Origin of the sequence: Peribacillus sp. NPDC096540, from assembly GCF_050278525.1 — a bacterium.
Lineage (GTDB): Bacteria > Bacillota > Bacilli > Bacillales > DSM-1321 > Peribacillus.
Genome location: NZ_JBNNTG010000014.1, coordinates 70,553 through 84,602, shown reverse-complemented (window position 1 = coordinate 84,602; position 14,050 = coordinate 70,553). Strand labels below are relative to the sequence as shown.

Below are 14,050 nucleotides of genomic sequence, written 5' to 3'. Positions count from 1 at the left end.
TATGACTATATTATTCATCCGGTCATTATCACGAAAAATAATATACCATTTCTTCTGCTGGATATCAAATTTATTTACTTATTAAAATTACATAATTTTCTTCTTACCTGTAGTATTTTTGAATAATTAAATACAGGATTATGTAAATAGGTAAAATAATGTATTCTAAAATAGTATACAGCACTAAAAAAAGGATACCCATAATGGATACCCACTTCAAACTATATAACAATTAATTCGAGCAACTTGATAAAGCGCTTTCAAATCACTTTGATATAATACCTTTTAATTTACCTGCCTGCTCGGTTAATTTCTCAAGTGATTCCTGATACTCTTTTTCTAGCTGTTTGATGATACCAGCAGTGGTATCTATTTGTTTTATCGCCCCTACACCATGTCCTGCGGACCAAATATCTCGCCATGCTTTAGAATCTGATGATTTAGACATGCTGTCAAAATCGACATTTTCTTTTTTAGCTAATTGATCTGGATCCATACCTTCCTTTCTAATGCTTGGTTTCAACATATTACAATTAACGCCTGAGAATGCATCAGTCAAGATAATGTCATCATGATTCGACTCGACAAGCATTTCGCGATATTCATCATTTGCCCTGCTCTCTTTTGCCACGATAAAACGTGTACCCATATAAGCAAGATCCGCTCCGGCAGCTTGAGCAGCTAAGATACTATGACCTGTACTTATGGATCCAGCAAGCAAAATGATTCCATCCCAAAACGTCCTTACACTGTCAACGAATGCAAAACTATTTATCTCACCCGCATGTCCACCAGCTCCTGAAGCTACTAAGATCAATCCATCCACACCTGACTCTGCAGCTTTTTTGGCAAATTCTACGCTGCTGACATCTGAAAAGACCAACCCACCATAGCTATGTACGACGTCTACAACATGTTTTGGAGACCCAAGAGATGTAATAACAATGGGAGGTTGATGCTTTTTGACTAATTCCAATTCTTCTTCAAGACGGCTATAAGTTCGGTGAACAACCATATTCATTGCCCATGGAGCAATTTTCTTGTTGGGTTCTTTATCTCTTGCTGCAATTAGTGTGTTACTTATATCACGCATCCATTGATCTAGTACTTCTATCGGCCGCGCATTCGGTGCTGGAAAAGAGCCAATTACTCCATTCAAACAGCATTCTTTCACTAATTCAGGACCAGAAATTAAAAACATAGGCGCTGAGATAACTGGTAAAGATAATTGATTCCACCAGTGTTCAGGTACAGTTCTTCTCATCTATAAAACCTCCCACTTTTAATATATTACCAAAATATAACACTACAAGATTATCATACTTCTTAAAGACAAAATTTTCAAGAAATTATTTTTAGCGGCAAAATACAACTCTTAACGAGTTAAATTTAAATAGAAAGCTGTATATGGATTAAATCCACATACAGCTTTCTATTAATTGGAGAGCACCCATTTTTGGATTGCTTTAGCCACTCCATCTTCTTGGTTAGTTGCAGTGACCCAATCTGCTTTTTCCTTAACTATCTTTTGAGCGTTACCCATCGCTACACCCATCTTTGCTTCTTGGATCATGGCAAGGTCATTTAAACTGTCTCCTACTGCCATTACATTCTCCATTGTAATATTGAGCAGTGAACAAACAAGGTCAATTGCTTTCGCTTTATTGACTCCGAGTGCATTCACTTCAATATTCGTTGGACTTGAATTACTTATTTCAAAATTTCCTTTTGATTTAAGTTCGTCCATAATAGTTTGGCGAATGGCTTCATCTTTTGTATCAAAGCCGAATTTAAGCCATTGCGAGTCATGAATACGTTTAGGCATTTCCTCCCTATATATACTCTCACAACTAATTGCCCAAAAATGCGTACTATGCTTTTGGCTTAATTCCCACATCCATTGTATGGATTCACTATCAACGATATTTCTTTCCACCAATTTCCCTTGATTGTCGTAAATTTCACTGCCATTAACCGTAATAAGATATGACTGAAGTTCCATTGACTTTGCAAAATCACTGCAAGTCGCATAGGATCTTCCAGTGCTTAACACCACAAATACCCCCTGATTTTCGGCCGCTTTAATCGCTTTGCGATTTTCCGCAGAAATCTCTCCCGCTTCATTTAGAAGTGTCCCATCCATGTCGAGCGCTACTAGTTTTATTTCTGGTTTATTCATTCATGTTCACCCTTTCTGAATTCTTGTCTGTGTACCTAATTCCATGATAGCGTATATTGCATATTCAAGGAAAGAACGTGATTCTATGAACAGGTTTCAAGGCCACAAAGATTTTGTGACCTTTTAGCATTTTATTTAGATTTAAATTCTATTAATTTTAACTGCCCTTCAAATATACATGTTACTTTTTTATTTAATATCATCTTTAATCAAACCTAATTTGATTTTCTATTTTTTACTCAATGGAAGCCCATTCAACAATTAGACAAGAATTCATCTTTTGGAGATATGTCACTCCCTTCTATTTATCTTGTTTCCTTTCATTTAATTCCTTATTAATTTCACCTTCCCAATTAGCAACACCGTCATATTCATCAAATTCTATAATGACATCCGTTACCCCTCTTTCCTTGAAAATTTCATGAAAGAGCCGGTCTTTAATGTCATCAGCCTGGGCGATAGAAATGTGGGCATCAAGTTCTACCTCTAATTCCACATGAAAATCTTCTCCTTCTTTTAATACCGCCAGTTTTTGGATATCTCTCACATCCGGATCACTCATGACCATACTTCCTATTTTCTGACGCATCTCAATATCAGCTTCACCAAGAGCTCCCGCTGCATTATCAAGAAAAACCCTTCCAACCACATAAAACATACCGAGACCAATAATGACAGAAGCAACACCTTCTGCTTGAATAAAGGGTGTGAAATTCGCCAACAATATGGCTACTAACGCCAGTAAACCGCCACCTGTTGCGACCATATCTTCCATAAATACTAATTTCGTTGCTGGTTTTGCACGTTTTAAACCAGCGAAGCTTTTATAGATGACTGCAGTTCCTTTCGCCTCTATTCCCGCTTCATGTAATACTTCTTTCATCGCTTTAAATAATACATATGATTCCAACACAACCGCTAACGAGAGAACAGACAAATTAATTATCATCCCACTTGATTCTACTGGATGCAAGATGTGATGAAATCCTTCTTTTATCGTTTCATAAGACATGATCCCAACAACCAACACAGCCCCTAAAAGTACTAGGTTAACCAGTCGTCCGAATCCATCTGGAAAACGATTTGTTGGTGACTTTTTACTTAATGCAGAACCAATGAAAACGAAAAACTGGTTCGCAGCATCCCCCAAGGTATGCAATGTTTCCGCAAACATAGCCACATTCCCCGTCATGAAATAAGCTATCCCCTTTAACACAGCGATAATACTATTCACACAAGCGGCAATAAATGCCGATTTATTGCCTTGTTTTAATAACCGGAATAATTCTTTCATAATAGAGGCCCCCTTTACTTTTAATAAGCTTTTATAATATTGTATTATCCCCAACGCTGTATTATATGAAACCAAAAAAGGTAAAAGCTCTCTCTATTTCAATTGAGTTCAATATTTCCGGGTGATTTGCCAACGTACATTTCAAAAGTGAACCTTCATCCTTCAAATCACTGATAAGTTCAGCAGTTCTTCATATTGCTTGATAATATTCCACTTCTAAACATCAGTTACTTAGGTATAAATCGAACCCTTCTGTACATTTTTTGCTATAAATAACTGTTTCTTCAAACAGTCCATACAAAAAGGCAGTAAGCAATAGCCTACTACCTATTTTAATTAGAATTAATCTTCGGTTTTTTTTAACTTTGATGGATTGTTCACCTTATAACGAATTTCTTTATCGTATTTCTTGTCAACCACTTTTCCGTCAAATTCTATTTCGTCGCCTTCTTCAAGATCTGCCTTTTTTAATGTTTTGCTATACCCACACCAGGCATCACCAATGGACAGTTCTGGATCTGTGGTCACTTTGACATTCTCTAGAAGGATTACTTCATCTTCTTCACCTGTGAAATGATTCATTTTTGCAGTAAATTCCTTGACGGTTGCTGTGAAATGGACTTTGTCTGCTGGTAAGTCCAGTTTAGGCTTAGCTGGTGCCTTTTTACTCTTTGACTTTGCCTTTTTTGGTGCTTCACTTAGCTGCTCAGGACTTTCTGTCACTTGGACAATTTTTACTGGTTCACCTTCAGTTAAAGGGGCAGATGCTTCGGCAACTGGTCCACTCAATAACTCTTTACCGAAATTCGAACTTTGCATTTCCTTTAAATATGAAGGATGGATGCAACTTAGTTTACCATTTTCAAATTCAACGACAATCGTATCAAGGCCGTTACCATATTGTTCATAACCAGCCAATTTCACTTTGCCTTGATAGCTTCCGCTTTTATATAGTAGTTCTCTTTTTACTGAACGAGCAGTGAATAATTTCCATTCTAAACCTTTAGCGATATAATCCGCCTCATCTGAAAAAGAGATAAACTCTCCCTTTGGTGCAATATAGTGAATTAAATCCTTTACTTCAGCTGGAGTTTCAGCCACAGTCACCACTCCTATTTTTTTCTTTATGCTTATATTCTAGCAAAGGAATGCAAAGTTGCAAAATGAATGAGCATAATTATGTTATGTTTAATTCGTCTGACCACTCTTTACCTACTCCTGCTAATTCCTATAATAGATAATTATTCCAGTTTTTCATGTAGAAAAGTAATAGTCTGCCAAGTTAGTAGTTACTATGCTAAAGGATTGTAAAAATGTTGTCCTTCCCCACACTTTCATCTAATAATATCTTCTCTAATCCCTAATCCCCACCTTTATTTATGGAACAAAATAAAGGCTACTCATTAAGAGTAGCCTTCAGTTTTTTTATGGCTTGTACAATTTGAACGTTGATTGGAACGTAGGGCACTCGCTTTCCGCGGGCGGTCTGTGAGCCTCCTCGGCTTGCGCCTGCGGGGTCTCCCCTAGACGCGCTTTTCCCGCAGGAGTCTCGCACCTTCCGCTCCAATCAACTTTGTTATAAAATTTAGATAGAACCTCTTTTGCCTAAAGTCTTTTTTGTTTTAAAATGGAAGTTATAAAACCTGAGGTGATGAGGATGCTTTCGAAACATAATTCTATTCAGCGAGATCAACTTGAAATGATTACTTTGGATCAACTGGTGCCAGCGAACCATTTGGTTCGAAAAATTGAGGCGGCCATTGACTTCTCATTCATATATGACTTGGTGAAAGAAATGTATTCAGAGGTAGGACGCCCAAGTATTGATCCAGCTATTTTAGTTAAACTGACATTCATTCAATATACCTTTGGTATTCGCTCCATGCGTAAAACGATTGAAGAAGTTGAAACAAATATGGCCTACAGTAGGTTCTTAGGCTATGGTTTCCATGATAAAGTGCCTCATTTTTCAACGTTCGGGAAAAATTATGAGCGACGCTTTAAAGATACAGACTTATTTGAAAAGATTTTCTATCGCATCTTAATGACAGCTGCTGATAGAAAGTTAATAAGTGCAGAACAAAAAAATGGCCTAACATAGTGGGCTCGTAGAGACCCAATTCCTTAATATTGAGCAAAATTTAAAGGAAATTTCAAAAGGGGTTTGGAATGTTTTAATTCCGAACCCCTTTTGTCTACAATCTGAGGCTACTCATTAAGAGTAGCCTTTTTATTATATTAATCAATTTATAAGCAGTGAATTTAGCTAAATGGACTTAAAGAATTTTATTTGTCTATTAACCTTCCTTAATTTCATCCATCGGCAACTGACCTTCTGTAGTATACTTCATTTTGTCCACACTGTAATTTTTTCTCATTTTAAACATTAAGATTAAACCAACAACCCACCATCCTGCAAAAATCAGCCATTCATAAGGCCAAATAAGTGCTGCTGGCATACCTGGTAAGTATAAGGAAATAAATCCTATGCTTAATATTAATGCAACCCAACCGACGATATTGGATTTACCAGCACGGAAAGGTCGTTCCATCTCGGGTGCGTGTTTTCTTAATTGAACAAATGCGATAGCCACGAAAAAGTATGCCAGGACAATAGCAAGTCCACCTGCATCTACCAACCAAACTAACATCGGTCTCCCTAATAATGGACTAATCATGGATAAAGCACCTATAAACAAAACGGCATTGGTAGGCGTATTTGTTTTTGGATGTAATTTACCAAACCAAGCTGGAATCATCTTTTTTTCCGCCATCGAATATATCACTCGACTGCCGCCAATAATAAATGCGTTCCAGCTCGTCAAAATACCTGCAACACCACCTATTATTAATACAGTTGCAAAAATACTCGATCCATAAACTTTAGCCATAGCATCTGCAGTTGGTAAAACAGAACTTCCTATTATACTGTTATCTAAAGAAACCCCTACAGCATATATAATTGCAATATACCAGATAACAGCAAGGCTTACAGATAATATAAGAATTTTTCCAATGAATTTTGGTTCAACATTCATTTCTTCAGCTGTTTGAGGGATAACATCAAAGCCCACAAACATGAATGGCGTCATAATGAGCACGGTAATGATTCCTACCGTTCCATCCAAAAATAACGGTTTTGCATCCGCGAAATCACTAGTAAATCCTGCTCCAAAAATTAACATCAAACCGATTAGACCGATTACAATAGTTAGAACCATTTGGAGTATAGCTGCTGATTTCACTCCAAAATAATTAATTAGTGTAACTAAAATAGAGCCTACTACCCCAACAAGCACCCATGTTAAATACACATCATATCCAGTAATTGAATACATAAAACCTACCTTATAATTAGGGAATACATATTCAATTACTGTTGGCAAAGCAACGGCTTCAAAAGCTACCACCGAAATATAGCCTAACGCTAGAGCCCACGATGCTACAAACGCAGCTTTAGGACCAACCCCCCTTAGAACATACGATAGAGCACCCCCAGCTGCTGGCATCGCTGAAGCTAATTCAGCATAAGTCAGTCCTACAAAAGTAACTAATACTCCACCTATTAAAAATGCTATCATAGCTCCAAGTGTTCCAGCTGATTCTATCCATGTACCTGATAATACTACCCAACCCCAACCGATCATTGCCCCAAAAGCTAGAAATAATATATCGACCTTTGAAAGTACTTTATTTAGACTTTTATTTTCTTTAATGACAATCCATCCCTTTCATGAAAGACTCTCGAGTTAGTTAATAATAGCTTTTTTAAAAAAATAAGAGCTATTGATTTTTATTTGTATAGCACTTAACAGAAGGTTTCTACTTACAAATCGATGGTGTTTAATATATAGTTATTATTTTTCTAATTCTCACAATCTCTTTCTACCACACCTTCATTTCTCATATAAAACATCCTCTCTTACTAAAAATTTGTAATTATATAAAATAAAAGCAATATTCATGCCAAGAAAAGGATTGTTAGAACATAAGGATTTAGAAGTCTCCATCACTTAAAAACAATTTGTTTTTGAATCAAAAACCTACATTATGATTCATTTATTAATTAATCACACTTTTTGATTCACATATGAATCGAAAAGTGACAATTTAATTGTTTTCTTTTAGTATTTCGACACAACTTTTATTGAGAACTTCAGATATATTGGATCAGCAGCTACAAAACATCGAAAATAAGCTAGGACAGCCTCTTAAGTAATATATGTAATTAAATATACGAATCTCAAACTTGATATCAGTTTCCCTCATATTCTATTACTATGTTCGTAATTTTAAGTCCCTTCACTTGATGGCAATTCCGCAGAAAAGCCATTTTGGCTTCTATACATTTCCGGCAGTTAACCCTATATGCACTATCTATCCCTTTTATAAACAGTTACTTAGCATCTGTCTCCACAAGATATTTTCATCATAAGAATAGAAAGACGCAGGAAAATCTATCATATTGAAGGAATTCTATTTCTAATTCTCTGAAAAAAGTATTTTGTGATTCCCTTTTGTTTTTTTGCTTTGTGAATGATAGTAAGGCCGACTGATCTTCTCTCTCTGTTGGATCTGAGGTGAAGTGTGGCATCTGGTTCGTCCTCATTTAAGAAAACGTCCAAATTTCCACTTTATGATGTAACCTAGACATTGCTATGAAAGTAATGGAATTCAAGTATTATATTACCACACCCACTATTTACTTGCAGTTTGTGCGTTTGCAGATCCTTTCTTACAAGGCTACCAGATGAAACATTGCTATGATCTCCTGAACTAAGGGGTAAGGGGGAATTCTAACTTCCAATTGGGGCATCCGCCCGATTTTATTAGACGGGTTATATCACTTTTTACACTGATCGTTATTTTTTGTTTCCCTTTATCCATTAACTCTCTACTTCTATATATGTGAATAGTATCGATTTCTTTAAGGGAAGCAGTTTGAAAGGCTTCACGTTCATCCACTTTTGCACAGTAAGAATAACCCACATAAACCCAGAAAATCTCTACATTTTTCACCACCCCTTTTCTTGTTGGATAACATTATAGAATGTGAGATAGGATCGAATTCAAGTGTTGTTATATAGATTCATTGATAAAAAAAGGAAAAAAGGCTTGAAGCTTACGTATCGTCATTTTATATACTATTAAGTAACTACTTTATAGCGTACTCGAGATAATGAGATAAAAAAATCAGGAGGTTTTTAGATGAGACTGGGAGATATAATCATTTATGGATGTGTCATTATCGGTGCAGGTATTGGACTGATGCTTGATAATGCAATTCCCGGTGTACTGATTGGCTTAGTTGCAGGATACTTACTTCAAACTTTTTTTCCTAAAGAAGAATAAATGAAGAACCAATGATACAACAAAACTATAATGTTGAATAAGTCAGTTGTTCATGAGAGATTTTCAACATAAAGGAAGGTAGGTTTAGCAGTTGATACATATTAACAAGGTTGGAGAGCTGACAAATGTTACAGTGAGAACACTGCGTTATTACGATAAAATTGGCTTATTAAAACCAGCATCCCAAACAGTTGGCGGCCATCGTTTATATACGAATGAAGAAATAAAAAAACTGCAGCAAATCCAATTCTTAAAAAAGATTGGATTTACATTAAATGAGATTAAAAATATGCTCGATTCCAGTGAATGGGATTGGTCGAATAGTTTAAAGAATCAATTAACTTTTGTACTAAAGGAACAGGAAAACTTGAAAAAAATAGAGCTAGCCGTACGTGAGCTGCTACATGGAATTGCGATCGAAGGAGAAGAAAATTGGCTGGCGATTCAGAAGATCATGCAATTATCCAGTAAAGATAAAGAAATACAGCAGTACTATCGTGAATCTGTATTTAAAGACAGAGAAATAGAACTTTGGGAAAAGGTACCTAATATGACAAGTGACAGATCTGAATCACTTGAATGGATTGCTTTAATAGGTCAGTTGAAGCGTTATATGAAGGACGGTCCAAAAACAACCAAAGTCCAGAATATCATTAGGAGAATGGATGAAAAACGCATTGAGGAATTTGAAGATGAGGATGAACTTCTGGACAAATTATGGGAATTGAGAATGTCTCCAAAGCAATCAGAGAAGCTGGGAATATCCGATTGATCAGGATGTGCTTGAGTTTATGGGCCAGGCATATGCCATCTTTATGGCTGAAAAGAATAATCCTCATCCGGGATAAGGAGGAAGTATGATGAATACAGAACTGCTTTTCCTGATAGGGGCAATGGCTCTATTGGATACGTTAAGCCCGGCGACAATAGGGATAACGGTGTATCTACTTTTAACAGATAAAGAGAGACTTACCACACGATTGGCGGTTTATCTATTGACGGTAGCAGGATTTTATTTTGCCATTGGTGTTGCCCTCATGTTAGGATTAAGTTTTTTGTTGGAGATTATTTCAGGTGTATTTCAAAATAGAATTGTAAGCTGGACGGTCTTTATTATTGGAGGAATATTGTTCATCTCCAGTTTTTATGTTCCAACAAAGAAAAATTCAGAACTACCTGCACCAAAATCAAAAAGCATTCTTTCAATGGCTGCACTGGGATTCACTACTTCATTAATTGAAGTAAGTACTGCATTTCCTTATTTTGCAGCAATAGGCATAATGACTACTTCTAATTTATCATGGATAGAATGGTCTGCTATTTTAGCAGGATACAACTTTATCATGGTGCTGCCTTCCCTTGTGCTGTTTCTATTCTATCTCCTGTTTGGTAGGTGGACGCAAAAACCGCTTGAGAAGCTTCGGTTGAAAATCGCTGGAAATTCTTCGGCTCTCTCGTGGATAATGTGTATTGTTGGAATAATCCTAATTTTTAATAGCTTGGATTATTTATAGGGAATGTGACTAGAATATTGAAGAAGATGTTCAAACTTTTTCATTAAGAAGTGTTTTCACATAATATAATTAGAGACTGTTTTGAACAATCTTTTTTCAAAACAGTCTCTTATATTTTTTATTCAAGATTTATTTTCTAGTTTGCACTTCAAAATATGTATTAATGAAATAATGAATATTAAGATGAAACTTTAAATTCCTACGGTATGTATAAATCCCTTTGAACTTGAACATTTAGTCATTAATAATTTAACTATTGGGGAAATGTATACTGAATGTTGTTAAATTGTCGTTAGACACACAATTCATATAGCCATCATTGCTTTCTATAATCTTCTTACATACATAAAGTCCAATTCCTGTACCTAACTCTTTTGTTGTGAAAAAGGGCTCAAAAATTGATTCTATCATATCACTGGCAATAGCAGGTCCATTATTTGATATTCTAATAACCCGTTCATTTGGGTCAGTTATAGTATGTATTTTTAATGTTCTAGGCTGATTTTTCCCCTTTAAAGCATCAATTGAATTTATAAAAAGGTTTAGAAATACCTGTTTTAGTCCATCCTTGCTCGCTGTTAAGATAAAGTTCGGATAAATATCTATTTCTACATTAACGCTAGCATCAACAATACTCGCATATGTAAGTTGTTGGATTTCTTCAATTAATTCCAACACAGAAATTTCCTCTTTTTGTTCCTCGTTAAAATCGGATTTAGAGGTGTGGAGGAATTGGGTAATTCTAAAATTCAGCTGATTTAGTTCATAATCTATTATATCTAAATATTTTAGATTGGGGTTCTCTCTGATTAGTAATTTATTAAACCCCATAATAGCTGTAAGAGGATTTCTGAACTCATGAACAAAGCTTGATGATATTTGTCCCAATACCGCTAATTTATCTTTTTGATTTTCACTTATAAAAGATTGTTTTTCCTTAATCACTTCATTTGTTAGATTTGTATATCTCGTAACGGCATGATAACTGAATGTATCGAAGTGTGTGTTGATGTCATCAATAAACTTCTGTATATAATTAATGGGGATATTTGCCCCAAAAACATTTCTGACAATAATATTTCTTCCTAAATTAATATTGTATAGAAAGTCTCCGATATTAATATTTGCTTTTAGACGTTCACTTGCAACCTGGTAAGCCAATTTTGTTAGCACGTCATTTGACAATGACCCCTTAAATATATTTATGACTAGAGAGTACATACCATATCCATTTTCTCTAATTTTTTCTTTGTAGGGATCGATTTCATTTATTTTGATGGTCTCGTTCCATTCATTTAAAAACAGTGATTGATTTTCTTCTAAATATTGAATCAATACTTTTTTATATTTCATTTGTTCAGATAACACTTCCATACTATTGACCACCACATCCTTTTGCGGAATTTAAGTTACTATATTAATAACATTATTCTATATGATGTTTTAATTTCCTGCACTACACATGACATATTTATATACAAGTGCTATGAGCCAATACTATGGTTTTATTCCAGATTTGTTAATCTACTTATGGTACTATTTTGGAATAGAAAGAAAACAAACTCCCAAAAGATCAAAACACCTGTAAATAGCTCGTAAAGTAGATGAAATGTTGGATAAGTGCAGGGGGAATTAGTCTAGAGGAACCGCAAGTATGGTTGGTCGATAACGAAGAAACCGACCAAAATAGGTCGGAAAATTGGTGATTGTTTAAAAAGTATCATTAGTTAAATACTTCAAAAACACTCTGCATCACCTACTTTTTGAGTTATCGCATGATTTTGTAGGTTTTCAACTTTCTATAAAGAGTATTACGGCCAATTTTTAGTTGTTTTGCTGCGTTACTAATATTACCATTTGTTCGCTCCAACGCTTGATTAATAAGTTGGATTTCTTGTTCTTGCATGCTTGTAGGTTCTTGATCCTTTGTTTCATCTAAATTTTCTGCTGATAATGAAACAGGACAAAGTGAAACGAGTAAAGCCTTTGTAATTGGATTCTGATTGGCTAGAAAAGCAGCCTGACCTAGCACGTTTTGCAATTCGCGGAAGTTTCCCGGCCAATCATATTCGAAAATAAATGTTTTTGCATCTTCTGTTAATTCTGTACTTTCATTTCTATAGGGTAAATGCGATAAAACATGTTCTGCTAACAATAATAAATCTGTACGATTCTTTAAATTTGGAAGTTTTAAGTTTAACCCATTCAGACGAAAAAATAGATCAGCACGAAATTGTCCTGCTTCTATTTCTTTCTGTAAGTCTTTATTAGTGGCTGCGATAATTCTAACATCGATAGGGTGCGAAGTATTACCGCCGACACGTGTCACACAACGTTCCTGAAGCACCCGAAGTAAAGCCGCTTGTGCAGTTATCGGCATATCCCCAATTTCATCCAAAAACAAGGTTCCACCATTCGCCGCTTCAAACTTCCCCTTATGTCCACCGCTATTTGCTCCAGTAAAGGCACCCTTTTCATAACCAAATAACTCACTTTCTAATAAATTTTCAGGTATTGCACTGCAATTTATCGCGATAAATGGTTTATCTTTTCTTAAGCTGACACCATGAATAGATTGAGCAAACAGCTCTTTTCCTGTGCCGCTTTCACCAGTAATGAGAAGACTAATATCAAGGGTTGCAGCCCTTTTTGCTAAGGATATAGATTGATTCATTTGAGAATCATTACTGATTATATCAGAAAAATGATAACGATTAGTTTTTTCGTCTATCTGTTTTACCTTCTCTAACCGAAGAATCACACAGGACTGATGTTGAGTATCTTTACTAAAGGGCTGAGCTGTAAACTTCTGATTTTTTATCGATACCTTTTGTTCTAGTCCTTTTATTAAGGCAAGAGGATCTAGCCCTGATATCGTACTCGATATCGGTTGCCCCGTTGCGGTTTTTTCTAAACTTCCAATAGCACGGGATGCAGCGATATTAAGACTTGTGACGTTCCCCTCTTTATTAATTGTAATTAGAGGGTCAGGATGATGATCATATATAAAATAAAGATTTTTCTCTCGTTTTTGTGTATGAGCTAATAAGAGTGCTTGTTTAATACTATCTGCTACTCTTTGAACTAAACTAACAGAAAACGGATGATAATTCTGTTGATGACTGCTTAAGTTTAAAACACCCAGAAGATCTCCATCAGGATGATAAATGGGAGTTGCTGTACAAGTAAGGAAATGGTTTTCCTGACAAAAATGTTGGCTGCCGTGAATAAGTACTGTTTTCTTTTCTACTATAGCTGTACCTATTGCATTTGTTCCTTTAGATTCCTCTAGCCAATTTGCCCCTTTTCTGAGGGCAACATTATCAGCATGCCGAATAAATGATGGATCGCCGACAGTTTCAATGATGTACCCTTCAGGCGCAGCAAGTAATAGAATAGATTCCATGCCATGAATCGAGCTATGTACGTCTTCTAAAATGGGTGAAGAATAGTGAAGGAGCTCTGCATATTGGTCGTGGTATTCGGCCAATTCAAATTCACCAAGCATATTTTCCTTGTCCATTATTCTAGGTTGAAGTCCTTTTGAATAGCAGCGCTTCCAGGATTCTTGAATGAAAGTAGGAATGGTTTCTTTAATCGCGCTAATATTGACAGACATAGAATAACTCCTCCCATTTGTAAAATACTCTTTATGTTACTTTCTTGGAATCACTATCTTAACTTTGAACACTTAGAATAACAAGATTTTCA

General features: G+C 35.6%; 10 protein-coding genes and 2 pseudogenes. 4 read left to right on the top strand and 8 right to left on the bottom strand.

Annotation, left to right across the window (positions count from 1 at the left end):
• Nucleotides 1-265: 265 nt before the first annotated feature.
• The 4 genes from ACQKMR_RS14050 to ACQKMR_RS14035 all read right to left on the bottom strand — a co-directional run bounded on the left by ACQKMR_RS14050 (nucleotide 266) and on the right by ACQKMR_RS14035 (nucleotide 4,574).
• Nucleotides 266-1,264 (bottom strand): NAD(P)H-dependent flavin oxidoreductase, encoded by a 999-nt coding sequence (locus ACQKMR_RS14050; protein ID WP_427697844.1) that lies wholly within the window; start codon nucleotides 1,262-1,264, stop codon nucleotides 266-268.
• A 171-nt stretch (nucleotides 1,265-1,435) separates the two neighbouring features.
• Nucleotides 1,436-2,179, bottom strand: coding sequence for a Cof-type HAD-IIB family hydrolase (locus ACQKMR_RS14045; protein WP_427697843.1), 744 nt, complete (start codon nucleotides 2,177-2,179; stop codon nucleotides 1,436-1,438).
• A 301-nt stretch (nucleotides 2,180-2,480) separates the two neighbouring features.
• Entirely contained in the window at nucleotides 2,481-3,473 is a 993-nt protein-coding gene (locus tag ACQKMR_RS14040; protein WP_427697842.1) for a cation diffusion facilitator family transporter, read from the bottom strand.
• Nucleotides 3,474-3,815: 342 nt separating this feature from the next.
• Entirely contained in the window at nucleotides 3,816-4,574 is a 759-nt protein-coding gene (locus tag ACQKMR_RS14035; RefSeq protein ID WP_427697841.1) for a hypothetical protein, read from the bottom strand.
• A 556-nt stretch (nucleotides 4,575-5,130) separates the two neighbouring features.
• On the opposite strand from ACQKMR_RS14035, the pseudogene ACQKMR_RS14030 reads away from it, so the two are divergent.
• Nucleotides 5,131-5,553 (top strand): annotated as a pseudogene (locus ACQKMR_RS14030) (transposase); the annotation flags it as partial.
• 217 nt (nucleotides 5,554-5,770) lie between these two features.
• Here ACQKMR_RS14030 and ACQKMR_RS14025 read toward each other — a convergent pair.
• Entirely contained in the window at nucleotides 5,771-7,195 is a 1,425-nt protein-coding gene (locus ACQKMR_RS14025; protein WP_427697867.1) for an APC family permease, read from the bottom strand.
• A gap of 1,054 nt (nucleotides 7,196-8,249) precedes the next feature.
• Nucleotides 8,250-8,492 (bottom strand): hypothetical protein, encoded by a 243-nt coding sequence (locus ACQKMR_RS14020; protein WP_427697840.1) that lies wholly within the window; start codon nucleotides 8,490-8,492, stop codon nucleotides 8,250-8,252.
• A gap of 189 nt (nucleotides 8,493-8,681) precedes the next feature.
• Between ACQKMR_RS14020 and ACQKMR_RS14015 the strand changes: the two genes are divergently transcribed.
• The 3 genes and pseudogenes from ACQKMR_RS14015 (at nucleotide 8,682) to ACQKMR_RS14005 (ending at nucleotide 10,339) form a co-directional block, all read left to right on the top strand.
• Nucleotides 8,682-8,825: a hypothetical protein gene (locus tag ACQKMR_RS14015; RefSeq protein ID WP_427697839.1), complete on the top strand. Its 144-nt coding sequence runs from the start codon at nucleotides 8,682-8,684 to the stop codon at nucleotides 8,823-8,825.
• Between the two features lie 91 nt (nucleotides 8,826-8,916).
• Nucleotides 8,917-9,673: pseudogene (locus ACQKMR_RS14010) on the top strand (MerR family transcriptional regulator).
• 12 nt (nucleotides 9,674-9,685) lie between these two features.
• Nucleotides 9,686-10,339, top strand: a complete 654-nt coding sequence (locus tag ACQKMR_RS14005) for a GAP family protein (RefSeq protein WP_427697838.1) — start codon at nucleotides 9,686-9,688, stop codon at nucleotides 10,337-10,339.
• A gap of 249 nt (nucleotides 10,340-10,588) precedes the next feature.
• On the opposite strand, the gene ACQKMR_RS14000 is transcribed toward ACQKMR_RS14005, so the two are convergent.
• Nucleotides 10,589-11,713 carry a histidine kinase N-terminal domain-containing protein gene (locus ACQKMR_RS14000; RefSeq protein ID WP_427697837.1) on the bottom strand — a complete coding sequence of 375 codons (1,125 nt, stop codon included), beginning with the start codon at nucleotides 11,711-11,713 and terminating at the stop codon, nucleotides 10,589-10,591.
• Between the two features lie 394 nt (nucleotides 11,714-12,107).
• Complete coding sequence (locus tag ACQKMR_RS13995) at nucleotides 12,108-13,958, bottom strand: sigma-54-dependent Fis family transcriptional regulator (protein WP_427697836.1); 1,851 nt, start codon at nucleotides 13,956-13,958, stop codon at nucleotides 12,108-12,110.
• Between the last annotated feature and the right edge of the window lie 92 nt (nucleotides 13,959-14,050).